This is a genomic window from Actinomadura sp. 21ATH, assembly GCF_041951345.1.
Taxonomy (GTDB): Bacteria; Actinomycetota; Actinomycetes; order Streptosporangiales; family Streptosporangiaceae; genus Spirillospora.
In genome coordinates this window covers 173,293-190,591 of the sequence record NZ_JBGNUR010000014.1, presented here as the reverse complement: position 1 = coordinate 190,591, position 17,299 = coordinate 173,293, and the positions used below count along the sequence as shown (strand labels likewise).

Annotated in this window: 13 protein-coding genes; 8 read left to right on the top strand and 5 right to left on the bottom strand. The window is 74.3% G+C overall.

Translation table 11 applies throughout. The features are described from left to right. The first annotated feature begins 81 nt into the window (after positions 1 to 81). Both ACA361_RS31995 and ACA361_RS31990 read left to right on the top strand, forming a co-directional pair. The gene (locus ACA361_RS31995; RefSeq protein WP_375018211.1) at positions 82 to 582 is read left to right on the top strand and encodes a winged helix-turn-helix transcriptional regulator; all 501 of its coding nucleotides are present in this window, start codon (positions 82 to 84) and stop codon (positions 580 to 582) included. Between the two features lie 48 nt (positions 583 to 630). Beyond that, the gene (locus ACA361_RS31990) at positions 631 to 2,208 is read left to right on the top strand and encodes an adenylate/guanylate cyclase domain-containing protein (RefSeq protein WP_375018209.1); all 1,578 of its coding nucleotides are present in this window, start codon (positions 631 to 633) and stop codon (positions 2,206 to 2,208) included. 4 nt (positions 2,209 to 2,212) lie between these two features. Here ACA361_RS31990 and ACA361_RS31985 read toward each other — a convergent pair whose 3' ends face one another. The 3 genes from ACA361_RS31985 to ACA361_RS31975 all read right to left on the bottom strand — a co-directional run bounded on the left by ACA361_RS31985 (position 2,213) and on the right by ACA361_RS31975 (position 4,431). Beyond that, the gene (locus ACA361_RS31985; protein ID WP_375018207.1) at positions 2,213 to 2,968 is read right to left on the bottom strand and encodes a hypothetical protein; all 756 of its coding nucleotides are present in this window, start codon (positions 2,966 to 2,968) and stop codon (positions 2,213 to 2,215) included. A 78-nt stretch (positions 2,969 to 3,046) separates the two neighbouring features. Continuing rightward, entirely contained in the window at positions 3,047 to 3,652 is a 606-nt protein-coding gene (locus ACA361_RS31980; RefSeq protein ID WP_375018205.1) for an AAA family ATPase, read from the bottom strand. A 125-nt stretch (positions 3,653 to 3,777) separates the two neighbouring features. Next, positions 3,778 to 4,431, bottom strand: coding sequence for an MBL fold metallo-hydrolase (locus tag ACA361_RS31975; protein ID WP_375018203.1), 654 nt, complete (start codon positions 4,429 to 4,431; stop codon positions 3,778 to 3,780). A 219-nt stretch (positions 4,432 to 4,650) separates the two neighbouring features. Here ACA361_RS31975 and ACA361_RS31970 point away from each other — a divergent pair, with 219 nt between their 5' ends. From ACA361_RS31970 to ACA361_RS31960, 3 genes are all read left to right on the top strand, one after another. Then, positions 4,651 to 5,151, top strand: coding sequence for a hypothetical protein (locus ACA361_RS31970; protein ID WP_375018201.1), 501 nt, complete (start codon positions 4,651 to 4,653; stop codon positions 5,149 to 5,151). Then, positions 5,121 to 8,903, top strand: a complete 3,783-nt coding sequence (locus tag ACA361_RS31965; protein ID WP_375018199.1) for a tetratricopeptide repeat protein — start codon at positions 5,121 to 5,123, stop codon at positions 8,901 to 8,903. The genes ACA361_RS31970 and ACA361_RS31965 overlap by 31 nt, the downstream gene beginning before the upstream one ends. Positions 8,904 to 8,994: 91 nt before the next feature. Further along, positions 8,995 to 9,723 carry a Crp/Fnr family transcriptional regulator gene (locus ACA361_RS31960; protein ID WP_375018197.1) on the top strand — a complete coding sequence of 243 codons (729 nt, stop codon included), beginning with the start codon at positions 8,995 to 8,997 and terminating at the stop codon, positions 9,721 to 9,723. A gap of 34 nt (positions 9,724 to 9,757) precedes the next feature. Here the strand turns inward: ACA361_RS31960 and ACA361_RS31955 are convergent, their stop codons facing one another. Beyond that, on the bottom strand, positions 9,758 to 10,498 hold the full coding sequence (locus ACA361_RS31955) for a maleylpyruvate isomerase family mycothiol-dependent enzyme (RefSeq protein ID WP_375018195.1): 741 nt from the start codon (positions 10,496 to 10,498) through the stop codon (positions 9,758 to 9,760). A 428-nt stretch (positions 10,499 to 10,926) separates the two neighbouring features. Between ACA361_RS31955 and uvrA the strand changes: the two genes are divergently transcribed. The 3 genes from uvrA (at position 10,927) to ACA361_RS31940 (ending at position 16,059) form a co-directional block, all read left to right on the top strand. Next, entirely contained in the window at positions 10,927 to 13,764 is a 2,838-nt protein-coding gene (gene uvrA / locus ACA361_RS31950) for an excinuclease ABC subunit UvrA (protein ID WP_375018193.1), read from the top strand. A gap of 98 nt (positions 13,765 to 13,862) precedes the next feature. Next, positions 13,863 to 15,350: an aldehyde dehydrogenase family protein gene (locus tag ACA361_RS31945; RefSeq protein WP_375018191.1), complete on the top strand. Its 1,488-nt coding sequence runs from the start codon at positions 13,863 to 13,865 to the stop codon at positions 15,348 to 15,350. A gap of 190 nt (positions 15,351 to 15,540) precedes the next feature. Further along, positions 15,541 to 16,059 (top strand): Rieske (2Fe-2S) protein, encoded by a 519-nt coding sequence (locus tag ACA361_RS31940; protein ID WP_375018189.1) that lies wholly within the window; start codon positions 15,541 to 15,543, stop codon positions 16,057 to 16,059. 48 nt (positions 16,060 to 16,107) lie between these two features. Here ACA361_RS31940 and ACA361_RS31935 read toward each other — a convergent pair whose 3' ends face one another. After that, a complete protein-coding gene (locus ACA361_RS31935) occupies positions 16,108 to 17,214 on the bottom strand; it encodes a mechanosensitive ion channel family protein (RefSeq protein WP_375018187.1) in 1,107 nt (368 codons plus the stop codon). Positions 17,215 to 17,299 lie beyond the last annotated feature (85 nt).

Genomic DNA, 17,299 nt, shown 5'->3' with positions numbered 1-17,299 from the left:
TTCAATCAACGAACTGCAATGGCGACGACCGTAGCACGGTCGAGTTCGGTCAATGAACTAACTGGACGGTAATGTGGGGCCATGGCACTCGGCAAGGACTACGTCAAGCAGGACTGCTCGCTGGCCCGCGCGCTGGAGGTCGTGGGGGAGCGCTGGACGCTGCTGATCGTCCGGGACGCCCTGTACGGCGTCCGCCGGTTCGGCCACTTCCAGGCCCACCTCGACATCCCCCGCGCCGTCCTGTCCGCCCGACTCCAGGCGCTCCTGGACGCCGGGGTGCTCGCCAAGGAGGGCCAGGACTACGTGCTGACGGCGACCGGCCGCGAGCTGTGGCCCGTCGTCCACACGCTGGCCCGCTGGGGCGACCGCAACTTCTCCGACCGGGGGGCGTGCCGGCTGTTCGTCCACATCGGCTGCGGCGAGCGCATCGACACCGGCGGCGCCTGCCCCGCCTGCGGGCGCGTCGTACCGCTGGAGGAGCTGGAGATGCACCCCGGCCCCGGCCTCGACCCCAACCGCGACGACCCCGTCAGCGTGGCCCTGCGCGGGCCCCACCGGCTGCTGGACCCGATCCTCGCCTGACAGCCCTGGTGTCAGATTGGTCACTGTGAGCGGCTAACCTGCACGCCCATGGAGACAGAAGCGACGGAAGGGACGCGTGCGCGCCCGCGCGGCAGCCTGCTCGGGCCCTTCTGGCGCCTCATCGACGGCCGGCCCGGCGACTCCCGGGCCCGGATCGCCCGCCGCGCCAGGATCCTGGTCACGCTCGCGACCGGGCTGGCCAACCTGGGCGGCGCGCTGGTCGTGCTGCTGTTCACGGTGGTGGTCCCCGAGCCCGCCGGCGAGGTCTCCGAACGGCTCCGCACGTTCAACTACCTGATCTTCACCGCGTACGTGGTCGCGGCGGTCCCGGCCGGGCTGGTGCTCGGCGAGCGCTTCTTCCGGCGGATCCGGCGGCTGGCCGAGCGGCACGGCGCCCCCGACAAGCACGAGCGCTCCCTGCTGCTGTACGGGCCGCTGCGGCTGATGGCCGTCCACCTGACGCTGTGGGGCATCGGCACCGTCGGCTGGGTCCTGGTCAACCTGCCGTTCTCCTGGCTGCTGGCGGTCAAGCTCGGCCTCACCAGCGCGCTCGGCGGCCTGACCACCTGCACGATCGTCTACCTGCTCACCGAGCGGCTGCTGCGGCGCGCGGTGACCAGCGCGCTCGCCGCCGGGACGCCGCGCCGCGCCGGCCTGCCCGGCGTGGTGGCCCGGTCGGTGCTGGCGTGGGCGCTGGGCACCGCCGTCCCGATCCTGGGCCTCATCGTGCTGGCGGTCGGCACTTTCGTCATCAACAAGGTCACGCTGCGCGACTTCGCGATGGCGACGCTCGCGCTGGGCGGCACCGCGCTCGTGGTCGGCCTCGCCGTCACCTACGCCGCGGCCCGCGCGATCGCCGACCCGGTCGAGTCGGTACGGCTGGGGCTGGCCAGGGTCGAGCGCGGCGACCTGGACGTCGAGGTCCCCGTCTACGACGCCAGCGAGGTCGGCCTCCTCCAGGCCGGCTTCAACCACATGGCCGCCGGGCTGCGCGAGCACGCCCGGCTCCAGGACCTGTTCGGGCGGCAGGTCGGCGAGGACGTCGCGCGGGTGGCGCTGGAGCGCGGCATCGACCTCGGCGGCGAGCTGCGCGAGGTCGCGGTGGTCTTCGTCGACATCATCGGCTCCACCCGGTTGGCCGCCGACCGGCCGCCCACCGAGGTGGTCAAGCTGCTGAACGACTTCTTCGCCGTCGTCGTCGAGACGATCGGCGAGCACGGCGGCTGGATCAACAAGTTCGAGGGGGACGCCGCGCTCGCGATCTTCGGGGCGCCGCTGCCGCTGGAGGACGCGCCGGTCCGGGCGCTGGCGGCGGCCCGCGCGCTGGCCGTCCGGCTGGACGGCGAGGTCCCGGAGCTGCGCGCGGCCGTCGGCGTGTCGGCGGGCGAGGCGGTCGCCGGGCACATCGGCGCCGAGGAGCGCTTCGAGTACACGGTGATCGGCGACCCGGTCAACGAGGCCGCCCGGCTCACCGACCTGGCCAAGAACACCGACGCGCGGGTGCTGGCGGCGGGCCGGCTGGTCGAGGCGGCCGGTCCCGAGGAGCGCGGCCGCTGGGAGCTGGGCGACGAGGTCGTGCTGCGCGGCCGCGCCGAGCCGACCGTCCTGGCCGTGCCGCGCCCGTGAGGGCTCAGGACGCGACGATCGTGGCCTTGCGCAGCGTCGTGTAGTACGGCGACCTGGTGAAGTCCGGGCCGGTCTCCTCGCCGATGTAGACGTCGGCGTGGTGCTCGCCCCCGTACCCGGGGCGGAACAGGTCCGTCACCTTCCAGGTGGCCGCCCGGAAGCGGTCGCAGACCTCCTTCGGCACGGGCCGGCCCTTCCAGTCCCTGCCGCAGTCGGCGATCCTGAACCGCTGGCCGCGCGCCAGGACGTCCCTGTCGGCCGCGGCGGACGTCCAGGCCCGCAGCGGCCTGGCGGTGGAGTCGCGGGTGCTGTCGTCCAGCCACCAGCCGGTGCTGTGCGACCAGTTGAGGTAGCGGCCGCGGTGCGGCCCGGCGGTGATCCGCCCGCTGCCCTCGGTCTGGATGATCTTGAGGAAGTCCGCCGGGTACGAGCCCAGCGGCGTCTTCCCCCACTTGCAGTGCAGCTCGGGGCACCCGCGCACGGCCTTGGACCTGCCGCCGTGGAAGGACTGCACGGCCGTGTAGTACGTCGTGATCCGCCAGGACGCCGGCTTCCCGAGGGGAACGGCCGTCCGGGCGGCAGGGACCGGCGCCGTGGCCGTGCCGGAGGGCGACCCCGAACGGCCGGTGGGCGGACCGGAGGGGCCGGTGGGCGCGGCGGTGGGCGGCGGGACCTCGGCGGGCCCCGTGGCGGCCGTCGACCGCGTGCCGCAACCGGTCAGGATCAGGCACACCACCGCAAGGACGGCCCTCGACCGCATCAGGCCCCTCTCCGTCACACCCGGCATCCGACCGCACCCATGGTGCCATGCGGCCCCGGCACGGCCCCGCGCCGGCGGTCAGGTGAAGCGGATGGCCTTCAGCGCGTCGGCCTCCGCGCGCGACAGCACCGTCACCGTGGCGGCCGGGGCGACCGTGCCGCCGCGGGCGCGCTGCACCAGCGGATGCCAGCGCCGGCAGTGCCGCGCGAACGTCATCGTCGCCACCACCCGGCCGCGCGCCCGCTGACCCTCCAGCGCCGTGCGCGGATCGACGTCGATCAGGACCAGGTGCACCCGGCCGCCGTGCCGGGCGGCCAGCCAGGAGAACATGTGCAGGATGTGCGGCCAGGTCCCGCGCGTGTGGGCGACCACGCCCTCACCGCGCATCACCGCCCGGGCGATCCACCACACGTGCGTGGTGTTCACCAGCGGCACCCGCGCCCGGGCCGGGACCACGCGCAGCCGCCGCGCCCACCGGTTGCGGGCCTGGCGGGAGTCGATCACGCTGCCCCCGTCGATCGGGACCGGCTCCGCCTCCGCGCCGCCCAGGCCGTACAGCCGGTCGAGCAGCGTGCTCTTGCCCGCGCCGGGCAGCCCCGCCACCAGCACGAGCGAGCCCGCGGGATAGCGCAGCTCGGGGCTCGCCCCCGCCCCTGCCTCCGCCTTATCGAGTTCGCGGATCACTCATCTCCCGGTCTCGGCCCCCGCGGTCACTGGTGGTTGGGAAAACGAACACCTGTGACCAGTGGTTCCTGCCCGGGATTCCGGGAAAGACGCGGGACCGTGCGGAAAAAGGCGCGGCGGTGCCGTCACCAGCCGCGGGCTTCCCATTCGGGGAGGCTGGGGCGCTCGCGGCCGAGGGTGGAGTCCTTGCCGTGCCCCGGGTAGAACCAGGTGCTGTCGGGCAGGCGGTCGAAGACGCGCTCGCTCACGTCGGCGAACAGCTGCTTGAAGCGGGCCTCGTCGCCCCAGGTGTTGCCGACGCCGCCGGGGAAGAGGCTGTCGCCGGTGAACAGGTGCGGACGCTCGTCGCCCGCGTACAGCAGGGCGATCGAGCCGGGCGTGTGGCCCCGCAGGTGGATGACGTCGAGCTCGGCCTCGCCGACCCGGATCGTGGAGCCGTGCTCCGCGGGCTCCGCGACCGGCACGGGCAGCGCCTCGGCGTCGAACGGATGGGCCGCGACCGGGGCGCCGGTGGCCTCGACCAGCTCCTCCAGCGCCATCCAGTGGTCCTGGTGGCGGTGGGTGGTCACGATCCGGACGAGCGGCGCGTCGCCGATCAGCTCCAGGAGGCGGGGCGCCTCGTTGGCGGCGTCGATGAGCAGCTGCTCGCCGGTCGCCGCGCAGCGCAGCAGGTAGGCGTTGTTGTCGTACGGGCCCACCGCGACCTTGGTGATCGTGAGCCCGGGCAGCTCGCGGACCTCGGCCCTGCCGCCGACCTCGACGTTCCCCGTGTAGCTCATCGTGCCCTCTCCCATGGTGCGGGCCCTGGACCGGGCGCCGTACGAACCCCGTGCGATCTCGGGCCCCCATCCTCCCCCATCCGCGGGGTGGCCGGGCACCGGGGTGACAGCCAGAATGGGTCAGCGGACTCAGCCGAGGCGTGCCGTTCCGGACGGACGTTTCCGGCTCGGTGGCACACCATCGAGTACGGAAGGGCAGTTTCGACCCTGGAGGGCGCGTTGGCCACGGTTTTCCGGTCGCGTCACGAGACGCGGCCGCTCCCGGCGGAGACGCCGGAAGAGATCCTGGGGCACGCCTGCACGCTGCTTCGGCTGTGCGGGCAGGACGCCGCGATCGCGGTGGCGCTGCTGGCCGTGGTGGCGGCCGGCGTGCTCACGCAGCTGGCGGCGGCGGGGAGCGTGCTCCCGCTGCCGCTCCTGGTCCCCGTCGCGGGGCCGTTCGCGATGGCGGCGGGCTACGCGGTCCGGGCCCGCCGCACGATGGTGTCGGCGCTGGCGGCGGTGCGGGCGGGCACGGGAGCCCCGCTCGACCCCACGGTGCCGTGGACGCCGGCCGGGCTCACCGCCGGCCTCCCCCCGGACGTCCGGGACGTCGAGCTGCGCCGCCTGCTGGGGGCCGCGTACCGGTGCTGCGACCTGTCCTGGCATGCGGTGGTCTGGGCGGTCGGGGCGAGCGTGGCGTTCGTCCTGTGGACGACGGTCATGACGGCGGCGGGGTGATCATGGCCGACCCTGACGCGCGGCCCGGGAGCTTCTGGGACCGGCTCGGCGACACCGACCGGCAGGCGCTGCGGGCCATGGGCCGGCGGACCGACATCCCCCCTGGCGGCACCCTGTGCCACCAGGGGGTGATCGCGGCCGGCGTGCACGTGGTGTTCAGGCTGGGGGCGCGCACCGCGACGGACGTGGTGGCCAAGGAGTTCGTGGACTCCAGCGAGGGCGACGAGTCGATCATCGACCTGGTGGGGCCGGGCGACCTGGTCGGCGCGCTGGCCCCGTGGGGGCATCCGCAGCGCGGCACCGTGACCGTGCTGGACCATGTGGCCACGCTGCGGCTGGACCGGGAGAAGTTCGGCAGCCTGCTGTCGGCCAACCCGCGGGTGGCCGAGGCGATGATGCACACGCTGGCGCGCACGACGACGTACGGCGGGCGGCGGCACGCGGTGCGGTCGGCCGAGCACCAGCAGCGCCTGGCGTACCACCTGCTGGAGCTGGCGCACCGGTTCGGGCGGCGCACCGCGCGCGGCGTGGAGATCCCGCTGCGGATGAGCCAGGCGGAGCTGGCCAACTGGTCCGGGATCTCGCGGGAGACGCTGGTGCGCTGGTTCCGGCTGTGGCGCTCGCGGGGCATCCTGGACCGCCGGCCGCGGCCGCTGACCATCCTCGATCCGGACGCGCTGCGGCAGGCGGCCAGCCCGTGGGGCGACGAGTGGCCCGACGCGGCGCCCGAGCCGGCCTCGGCGCCGGCCGCGACGCCGGCGGGCGGCGCGGGCGGCGCGGCCCGGATCGCCGCCCGCCCCCCGGTACGGCTGGAGGCCCCGGGCGGCGAGCTCCGGCTTCCGGAGGCCAAGCCGTTCTTCACCGGCCGCACCGTCAGCCTCGGCAAGCTCGACCTGCTGGTCTCCCAGTCGGAGCTGCCGCGCGCGGTGGTCGTCCAGGGCATGGCGGGGGTCGGCAAGACCACGCTCGCGCTGCACTGGGCGCACCGGGCCGCCGACCGCTTCCCCGACGGCGCGGTGTTCGTCGACCTGCGCGGCGACCTGCGCGGCACGGCCGCCCCCTCGGAGGTGATGGGGCAGGTGCTGCGCGGCGTCGGGGTGCCCGGCGACCAGCTGCCGCGCACCGAGGCGGAGCTGGAGGCGCAGTGCCGCTCGCTGCTGCCGGGGCGGCGGGTCCTGCTGATCCTCGACAACGCCGCCGAGGCGGCCCAGGTGCGGCCGATCATCGCGGCCGCCACGGCGGGCCTGGTGGTGGTGACCACGCAGCGCCGCCTCCCGGCGCTGTCGGAGGCCGCCGACGGCGCCGACGTCCGGACGCTGGAGCTGCGCGAGATGGCCACCCAGGAGGCCGTCGACCTCATCGCCGGCGTCCTCGGCCCGGGGGACCGGCGCGTGCGGGAGGAGAACCGCGCGGTCGTCCGGCTCGCCCGCGAGTGCGGCCACCTGCCGCTCGCGCTGGCGATCATGGCCGCGCGGCTGGCGGAGAACCCCGAGGAGTCGATCGCCGACACCGTCCGGGAGCTGGCCGACACCTCCCCGGCCGTGGGGCCGGGCCTCAACACCGTGCTCAGCCCCACGTTCGACATCGCCTACCGGGGCCTGCGCCGCGACCGGCGCGCGGCGTTCCGGCTGCTGGGGCTCGTCTCCGGCCCCGACTTCAACGCGAGCGCCCTCGCCGCGCTGCTGGACGCGGCGGAGGAGGAGGCGGCCGAGTGCCTGGAGGACCTGCGCCAGGCCCACCTCGTCCAGGACGTCGGACCCGGCCGCTACCGCATGCACGGGCTGCTGCGCGACTTCGTCCGGGAACGGGGCCTCAGCGAGGACGCCGACAGCGACCGGATGGCGGCGCAGCGCCGCCTCCTCGCCTGGTACCTCGCCGAGGCGCGGCAGGCCGGCGCGCACCTGACGCGCGCGCGGCGGCCCGTCCTGGACGGGCGGGAGAGCGCGCCGCCGGACGCCGTCGTGCGGCAGGTCGCCCTGTCGTGGTTCGAGGCCGAGCGCCGCAACCTGGTCGCGGCGGTGCACCAGGCGGCGCGGCTGGGGCTGCACCGCACCTGCTGGGAGCTGGCGGACGCGCTGTTCGACTTCCAGGCGTTCCGCCGCTACAGCGAGGACAACATCGCCGTCCACCAGGCCGGCCTGCGGGCGGCGCGGGCGGAGGAGGACTGGCAGGCCGCCGCCGTCATGCTGCACAACCTGGCGGTGGCGCACTTCGAGCTGGGCCTGCCGGTGGAGGCGATCGGGTACGGCGAGGACGCGCGGCGCGGGTTCCGCTCGGTCGACCCGCCCGACCGGTTCGGCGAGGCCGTGGCGCAGGCGACGCTCGCCGACGTGCACGCCTCCCTGGGCCGCTACCTGACCGCGATCCAGCACGCGCGCCGCTCGCTGGCCATCCACGAGGCCCTGGGGGACGCCGGGGGAGTGGCCAAGGGCCACGAGACGCTGGCGACCGCCCACATCGGGCTCGCCGACTACGACACCGCCCTGTCCCACGCGGGGGAGGCGCTGCGCATCCGCCGCGAGATCGGGGAGCTGCCCGGGGTCGCGGCGACGCTGCTGACGCTGGCGCGGGTGCACCGGCGGCGCGGAGCCGTCCACGAGGCCGTCTCGAACGCCCTGGAGGCGCTCTACATCCGGCAGGACCTGTCGGACCGGTACGGCGCTGCGCAGGCCCTCACCGAGCTGGCCCGCATGAACGCCTCGCTCGGGCTGCGCGACCTGGCCCTCCAGGACGCGGAGCAGGCGCTGCGGACGTACCGGGCGCTGGGCGCGCGGCACGGTGAGGCCAAGGCGCTGGTGACGCTCGGCATGCTGATGTGCGACGCCACCCGGTTCGCCGAGGCGTTCACGTACTGCGGCGAGGCGCTGCGGCTGCACCGCGAGATCGGCGACCGCTCCGGCGAGGCCGAGGCGCTGTCGCAGACCGGCATCGTGCACTGGCGCCTGGGCCGCTACCGCGAGGCCCGCGAGCACCTGGTCCGGGCGCTGGAGCTGCGCCGCGAGATCGGCGACCTGTACGGGGAGGCGCACGACCTGGAGCACCTGTCGATGGTCGTCCGGCGGCTCGAGCGCCACCAGGAGGCGTTCGTCCTGGGCCTGGAGGCGCTGGACCTGTGGCACCGGCTCGGCGCGCAGGCCGGGCTGGCCGGGACGCTCGGCAGCCTCGCCCGCACGTACCTGAAGCTGGACCTGTACGAGCAGGCCGAGCAGGCGGCCCGGCAGGCGCTGGGGATCCGCCGGGAGATCGGCGACTGGTACGGGATGGGCGTCGGGATGGACACCTTCGCCGCCGTCCTGCGGGCCGGGGGCCGTCCCGAGGAGGCGCTGAAGATGGAGCTGGAGGCGCTGCGGGTGCTCGGCGAGGTCGGCGACCGGCACAGCGAGGGCACCGCGCTGGTCCACCTGGCCGCGATCTACCTGGAGCTGGACCGCGCGGAGGAGGCGCTGGAGACCGGCGGGCAGGCGTACGACCTGGCCGTCGAGCTGGGCGACGCCCGGGAGCAGGCGATGGCGCTGCACACGATGGGGCGCGCCGGGCAGCGGCTGGGGCGGCACTCCCGCGCCGTGGAGCTGTTCCTGGACGAGATCGCCATCCGCCGGGACATGGGCGACCACCGGGGCCAGCGCAACGCGCTGGAGCGGCTGCGCGAGTCCTGCCTCGTGCTGGGCGACTCGGCCGCGGTGGCCGACTGCGACCGGCGGCTGCGCGCCGTCGACAGCTGGCTGGAGTCGGATGGCCCCGACGAGGACTGAGGTGCAACCCCTGGTGCAATTTGCATGCACGGCGCAGCGAAGTGTGGCGTAGTACGCAGTCGATCGCCTTACCGCCGCGTTCACTGGCGGTATGGACATCACCAGATTCTGGGACGTGCTCCCGGAGCGCGCGCGAGAGGCCCTGCTGCGCGCCGGCACCAACGTGATGATCAAACCGGGCGCGTTCCTGACCCGCGAGCACACCCGGGCCTCGCAGGTGTTCGTGCTGCGCTCGGGCGCGGTCAAGGTGTGGGTCGAGCGCGGCGGCGAGACCGTGATCCTGGACGTGCTGGGCCCGGGCGACGTCGTCGGCGAGCTGGAGGCGGTGGACGGCGGCGTCCGCGACGCCAGCGTGGAGGCGCTGACCCGGGTGCAGGCGCTGGTCCTGCCCGCGGCCCGGTTCCGCGCCGTGCTGGACGCCCACCCCGGCGCGGCCTGGGCGGTCGCCGCCGTCCTCGCCGAGCGGCTGCGCGACGCCAACGGCCTGCGCTCCGCCCACTTCCCCGACGAGCCCGAACGTCGGCTGGCGGGCCGGCTGCTGAGACTGGTCGCCCGCTTCGGCAAGCCGCCGCCCGGCGGCGGCGCCGGCTACGAGGTCCGCGTCCCGGTCAGCCAGCAGGACCTGGGCCGCTGGGCGGGCATGGGCCGCCGCAAGGTGGCCCAGATCCTGGCCGGGGAGCGCGACCGGCTCGCCGTCGCCCGCAACGTGATCACCGTCCGGTCGGTGGCGGCCCTGCACCGCCTGGCCGGCGACCCCGCCGCCGCGTTCGAGCCGGCCGCGGCCCCGGCGCGCGACGACCGCGAGCGCGTCGCCCCGTGAGCCGTCCCGTGACCGGAGACCTTCCCGAGACCCCCTAGAATCCGCCGGGCGCGTGCGGCCACGGCGGCGGCACGGGCAGCGGGCCGTCCGGCCGCATGATCAGCCCCTCTCCCGCGGAGCGCCCGCTCAGCCAGGCCAGCAGCGCCCGCCCGCCGCCCGAGATCTCGGCAGCGCCGCCGAGGTCCGCGGCGTCCCCCGTGTCGGTGGCCACCAGCCGGTAGCCCTCCAGCGCGCCCCGCAGATCGGGCGGCAGCGCCGCCAGGCCGGCCAGCGTGCTCGTCAGCGCCCATTCCACGTACGTCACGGGCCAGCCGGCCGGCCCGTACCCGGCCGCCAGGTCCACGTGGTGGGCCTCCACCTCGTTCCACCGGCGGTAGACGGTGTACCAGGCCGGGTGCGTCCAGCCGGGCATCGCCCGTACCGTCCGGTCCCACGCCTCCTCCGGAAGCCCCGACGCCTGGGCGGACAGCCGCTCCGCGGACGCGCGGACGTCCTCGGCCAGCGCCGCCGCGCTCCGCCCGGCGCCCGCCTCCAGATCGGCGTCGCGGGCCTCCATGCTCGGGTACTGCGGGATCTCCTCGCCCGTGCGCGCCCATTCGAGCAGGTTCCACAGGGAGTCGGCGTTGCGCGCGATGTGGGTGGCCACGTGCCCGCGCGTCCAGCCGGGCAGCGCCGACGGGCCGCGCAGCTCCTCCTCGCGCAGCCCGGCCACCGTGGCCACGATCCGTTCCGTTCCGGCGTCGACCTCCGCCAGGACCTTCCGCCACTCGCCCATCGCGCCCTGCCTCTCTCCGTGCCACCACACTGTGGAATCCCCATCCTGCCCTGGCCCGGCGGGGTCCACGCCGGTGACAATGATCTCCACGCGGCGGAAGGGGGACCTGCCCGTCGGCCGCCGCGCCCGCGGCCGGGTGCCCGGCGCGCCCGCCGGCGGGTTCCGGTAGCGAGAGATCTTCGAACACGTGTACGGTTCCTGGGTGACGCCCGCCGCCTTCCGGGACGGGGGAGGACCCTGAAGAAATGCCGCGGCGGGCTCCGCTGTTGAAGAGCCGGGGAGGTCTGTCAGACCCCCTGGCTAGCCTGAGAGCGACGTGTGTCTTCACCATGTCCGGCGACCGTGTCCCATGACCGTGTCCGCCGACTGGGTCACCCCCCCTGACACGCGGGCCAGAGACATGCCACTAGAGGAACCGGAACAACGCCGTGCATGACCGACTCATCGTGCGTGGAGCACGCGAGCACAACCTGAAGGACGTCTCGCTCGACCTGCCGCGGGACTCCATGATCGTGTTCACCGGGCTGTCCGGCTCCGGCAAGTCCAGCCTGGCCTTCGACACGATCTTCGCCGAGGGGCAGCGCCGGTACGTCGAGTCGCTGTCGGCGTACGCCCGGCAGTTCCTCGGCCAGATGGACAAGCCCGACGTCGACTTCATCGAGGGCCTGTCCCCGGCGGTGTCGATCGACCAGAAGTCCACCAGCAAGAACCCGCGCTCCACGGTCGGCACCATCACCGAGGTGTACGACTACCTGCGGCTGCTGTACGCCCGGATCGGCCACCCGCACTGCCCCGACTGCGGTCGCCCGATCAGCCGGCAGGCCCCCGAGCAGATCGTCGACCGGGTGCTGGAGCTGGAGGAGGGCACCCGCTTCCAGGTGCTGGCCCCGGTGATCCGCGACCGCAAGGGCGAGTACGCCGAGCTGTTCCGCGAGTTGCAGTCCAAGGGCTACTCGCGGGCGCTGGTCGACGGGCGGATGGTCCGGCTGGACGAGCCGCCGAAGCTCAAGAAGCAGGAGAAGCACCACATCTCCGTGGTCGTCGACCGGCTCGCGGTCAAGGACTCCGCCCGCCAGCGGCTGGCCGACTCGGTGGAGACCGCGCTCGGGCTGGCCGGCGGCACCATCGTGCTCGACTTCGTCGACCTGCCCGAGGACGACGAGCACCGCACCCGGATGTTCTCCGAGCACCTCTACTGCCCCTACGACGACCTGTCGTTCGAGGAGCTGGAGCCGCGCTCGTTCTCGTTCAACTCGCCGTACGGCGCCTGCCCCGACTGCACCGGCCTGGGCACCCGCATGGAGGTCGACCCCGAGCTGGTCGTCCCCGACCCCACGATGACGCTGGGCGAGGGCGCGATCCAGCCGTGGTCCAACGGCCACGTCAGCGACTACTTCCTGCGGCTGCTGTCGGCGCTGGGCGACGCCATGGGCTTCGACCTCAACACCGAGTGGGAGCGGCTGCCGGCCAAGGCCCGCAGGGCGATCCTCAACGGGCACGAGACGCAGGTCCACGTCCGCTACAAGAACCGCTACGGCCGCACCCGCTCGTACTACACCGCGTACGAGGGCGTGATCCCCTACATCCAGCGGCGGCACGCCGAGTCCGAGAGCGACTCCACCCGGGAGAAGTTCGAGGGCTACATGCGGGAGATCCCGTGCCCGTCCTGCGAGGGCGCGCGGCTCAAGCCGGTCGTGCTGGCGGTCACCATGGGCGGCCGGTCGATCGCCGACGTGGCGGCCATGCCGATCGGCGAGTGCGCCAAGTTCCTGCTGTCGCTGGAGCTCAGCGAGCGCGACCGGCACATCGCCGAGCGGGTGCTCAAGGAGATCAACGCCCGGCTGGGCTTCCTGCTGGACGTCGGGCTCGACTACCTCACCCTCGACCGCGCGTCGGCCACGCTGGCCGGCGGCGAGGCGCAGCGGATCCGGCTGGCCACCCAGATCGGCTCCGGCCTGGTCGGCGTGCTGTACGTGCTGGACGAGCCGTCCATCGGCCTGCACCAGCGCGACAACCACCGGCTGCTGGAGACGCTGATCCGGCTGCGCGACATGGGCAACACGCTGATCGTCGTCGAGCACGACGAGGACACAATCCAGGCCGCCGACTGGGTCGTCGACATCGGCCCCCGGGCCGGCGAGCACGGCGGCCAGATCGTGGTGTCCGGCACCGTCGACGACCTGCTGTCGTCCAAGGAGTCGCTGACCGGTGCGTACCTGTCCGGCCGGCGCGAGATCGCGGTGCCCGAGATCCGGCGGCCCCGGCAGAAGGGCCGCGAGGTCGCCGTCAAGGGCGCCCGGCAGAACAACCTCCAGGGCGTGGACGTCGCGTTCCCGCTCGGCGTGTTCACCGCGGTGACCGGCGTGTCCGGGTCCGGCAAGTCCACGCTGGTCAACGACATCCTCTACAACTCGCTGGCCAAGCAGCTGCACGGCGCCCGCACGGTGCCGGGCAAGCACCGCCGGGTCACCGGCGTCGACCAGCTCGACAAGGTCGTGCACGTCGACCAGTCGCCGATCGGCCGTACCCCGCGGTCCAACCCGGCGACCTACACCGGCGTGTTCGACCACATCCGCAAGCTGTTCGCGCAGACGACCGAGGCCAAGGTGCGCGGCTACCAGCCGGGCCGGTTCTCGTTCAACGTCAAGGGCGGCCGCTGCGAGAACTGCTCCGGCGACGGCACCATCAAGATCGAGATGAACTTCCTGCCGGACGTCTACGTCCCCTGCGAGGTCTGCCACGGCGCCCGCTACAACCGGGAGACGCTGGAGGTCCACTACAAGGGCAAGACGATCTCCGAGGTGCTGGACATGCCGATCGAGGAGGCCACCGCCTTCTTCGAGCCGATCAAGGCGATCCACCGGCACCTGAAGACGCTGCTGGACGTCGGGCTGGGCTACGTCCGGCTCGGCCAGCCCGCCACCACGCTGTCCGGCGGCGAGGCCCAGCGCGTGAAGCTGGCCTCGGAGCTGCAGCGCCGCTCCACCGGCCGGACGATCTACGTGCTGGACGAGCCGACCACCGGCCTGCACTTCGAGGACATCCGCAGGCTGCTCGGCGTGCTGAACGGGCTGGTCGACAAGGGCAACACGGTGATCGTCATCGAGCACAACCTGGACGTGATCAAGACGGCCGACTGGATCGTCGACATGGGTCCCGAGGGCGGCTCCCGCGGCGGCACCGTCGTGGCCACCGGAACGCCCGAGCAGGTCGCCAAGGTGGAGGCCAGCCACACCGGCCAGTTCCTGGCCAAGCTGCTGGACTGAACCGTCCGGAGGGTTGACGGGACCCCGGTCCCGGATTTGGATGGCGCCCAGAGGCGGACTTGCCGCGGCCCCCGGGGCCGCGGCCGAGGGGCGCACCCATGGGCCAGCTCCACATCGGGGGACGTTGGGTCGGCCCGCGTGACGGGGCCCGCCGCCAGATCCGCTGCCCGGCCGACGAGACGCCGGTCGCCAGCGTCGCCGAGGCCGGGCCCGAGGACGCCGCGGCCGCCGTGCTGGCGGCCCGGCGCGCCTTCGACGCGGGCCGCTGGCCCCGGATGCCGGCGCGCGACCGGGGCGCGCTGCTGTTACGGGTGGCCGAGCTGCTGGAGCGCGACCGGTTCGAGCTGGCCCGGGCCGAGTCGCTCGACACCGGCCGGCGGGTGGCCGAGAGCGAGCACGGCGCCGACGACGCGGCCGCGGTGTTCCGCTACTACGGCGGCCTCTGCCTGAACGGCACGGCGGGCTCCGCGGGGCGCGCGGTGGACACCGGCCGCGCCGACGTGGTCAGCCGGGTGGTGTCCGAGCCCGTCGGCGTCTGCGTGCTGATCACGCCGTGGAGCCATCCGCTGCCGCGGGCGGCGTGGAAGGTCGCCCCGGCGCTCGCGGCCGGCAACACGGTCGTGCTCAAGCCGAGCGAGCTGACCCCGTCGACGGCGGTCCTGCTGGCCCGGCTGCTGGTGGAGGCGGGGCTGCCGGCGGGCGCGTTCAACCTGGTCCTGGGCGCGGGCGACCGGGTCGGCCCCGCGCTGGTGACGCATCCGGCCGCCGACATGGTCTCGTTCACCGGCGGGCTCGGCACCGGCCGCGGCGTCCTGGCGGCCGCCGCCGGCACGGTGAAGAGGGTGGCGCTGGAACTGGGCGGCAAGAACCCCAACATCGTCTTCGCCGACGCCGATCCGGAGGCCGCGCTGGAGATGGCGCTGGCCGCGGCGTTCCTGCACTCCGGCCAGGCGCGCTCGGCCGGGGCCCGGCTGCTGGTGCACGCCCCGGTGCACGGCGAGCTCGTGGCCGGGCTGGCGGCGCGGGCGGGGCGGATCCGGCTGGGCGGCCCGTTCGATCCCGAGACCGAGACCGGGCCGCTGATCTCCCCGGGGCACCGCGCCAGGGTGGAGGCGTACGTCGCCGCCGGGCTGGACGAGGGCGCGCGGCTGTGCTGCGGCGGGAGCCGCCCCGGCGAGTCGTTCCTGCAGAAGGGCTACTACTACCTGCCGACGATCCTGGACGGCTGCCACGCCCGCATGCGGGTCGTCCGGGAGGAGTCGGCCGGGCCGGTGCTCACGGTCGAGACGTTCGAGACCGAGGAGGAGGCCGTGGCGCTGGCGAACGACACCGTCTACGGGCTGGCGGCCGCGGTCTGGACGCAGGACGCCGGCCGGGCGGAGCGGGTGGCGGCGCGGCTGCGGTACGGCACGGTGTGGATCAACGACTTCCACCCGTACGTGCCGCAGGCCGAGTGGGGCGGCTTCAAGCAGTCGGGGATCGGCCGTGAGCTGGGCCCGGCCGGGCTGGCCCGGTACCAGGAGGCCAAGCACGTGTGGCACAACGTGCTGCCCCGGCCGCGCCGCCGGTTCGGTTTCCGCCCCTGACCCCGCGGCGCGCGGGCGACCGCCTATCTTGGTCGGGAACACGCAGGTCGCGGGGGGTGAGGAAAAGATCACCCGGCGGAGTTTGAACCTTCAAACGCTCCCGTTCGTATTCTCCGGTGACAGCGTGCGAGCACGCGCGGTCGGCGCGCGTGCCGTACCGGCACCCCGCACCGAGACACGGAGGAGATCCATGGCACAGGCGCCCGCAGAGCGGACGGACAGCCCCGAAGCGCCGCCCGCGGCCGGACCGGCCACGGCGGGAGCGCCGGACGGCAGCACCCGGCGCGGGATGCTCATCGGCGCCGGGCTCGCGGGGGTCGCCGGGCTCGCGGCGGCCTGCGGCGGCGGCGACGAGGGCGGCGGCGGATCCGGCGGGGAGGACTCCGGCGGCGGAGGCGGCGAGGGCGGTGGCGGCGGCACCGGCGCCGCGCTCGCGAAGGCCGGCGAGATCCCCGTCGGCGGGGGCAAGGTCTTCGAGGCCGAGAAGGTCGTCGTCGTGCAGCCGGTCCAGGGCCAGTTCAAGGCGTACAGCAGCAAGTGCACGCACCGCGGCTGCCCGGTGGACGCCGTCGCGAACGGCACCATCAACTGCCCCTGCCACGGCAGCAAGTTCAAGATCGCCGATGGTTCGGTGGCCAGCCCGCCGGCCACCGAGCCGCTGGCGGAGCGGAAGATCACCGTCCAGGGCGACCAGATCACCCTGGCCTGACCCGCGCCCGGGCGGGGACGGGGCGCGCCCGCCCCCGCCCGGCCCGGATCAGCGGCCGTCCCAGCCGCGGTCGGCGTGGGCGACGGACCTCCCGTCCCCGTCCCCGTCCGCGCCGGTGATCCCGGTGGTCGCGGCCACCTCCGTGCGGAAGCGCGGCAGCGCCTCCGGGTGGTTCTCGCGGATGTAGGCCACCAGCCGCTCGCGGACGGCGCAGCGCAGGTCCCACCAGTCGGCGTCGTCGGCCGCGCTCATCAGCGCGCGCACCTGGAGCAGGCCGTTCGGCATCATGTCGGTGACCGCCAGGCCCCAGTCGCGGCGGTCCCACAGCGGGTTGTCGCGCAGCATCTCGTACAGCTCGGTGCGCAGCTCCTCGACCGGCACCGACCAGTCCACGTAGAACACGACCGTCCCGAGCAGGCGGTTGCTGCGGCGGGTCCAGTTCTCGAACGGCTGCTCGGTGAAGTACGACACGGGCAGCACCAGCCGCCGCTCGTCCCACACGCGCACGACCACGTACGACAGCGTCAGCTCCTCGACCCGTCCCCACTCGCCCTGCACGACCACGACGTCGTCCAGCCGCAGCGCGTCGCTGAAGGCGATCTGCAGCCCGGCGAACAGGTTCCCCAGGGCTGGGCGGGCCGCGATGCCGACGACCAGGCCGGCCACGCCGGCCGAGGCCAGCATCCCGGCGCCCAGCGTGCGGACGGCCGGGAACGTGAACAGCGCCGCGCCCACCGCGATCACCACGATCACCGCCGCGGCGATCCGGCGCAGCAGCAGCATCTGGGTGCGCGTCTTGCGGGCCCGCCGGTTGCGCTCGCCCTCGATGCGCATCAGCCGCTGCAGCGGCGGGTCGGTGAGCGCGTACGAGATCCGCAGCAGCAGCCAGGTGGTGGCGCCGATCGCGGCGATCTTCAGCAGGTGCCGGACCACGCCCTCGGCCGGATCGGCCAGGTACCGGTACGGCATCGCGGCCGCCGTGCTGATCACCACGGCGAACGTGAAGGCGGGCGCGGTGCAGTTCCGGGCCGCCTCGCCGGCGCCCGGCCAGCGCGCGGACAGCCGGCCGGCCAGCAGCCGGCGCGCCCCCTCGACCACGATCACCGAGGTGGCCACCGCGGCCGCCAGTACGATCCAGCTCCAGAACGCCGACACGGCCCTCCCGACCCCCTCCGGTCTCAGATGGTGCGTTCCCGACAGTGCCTTTTCCGACACTATGCACTCTCGCGGGGCCCTCTTT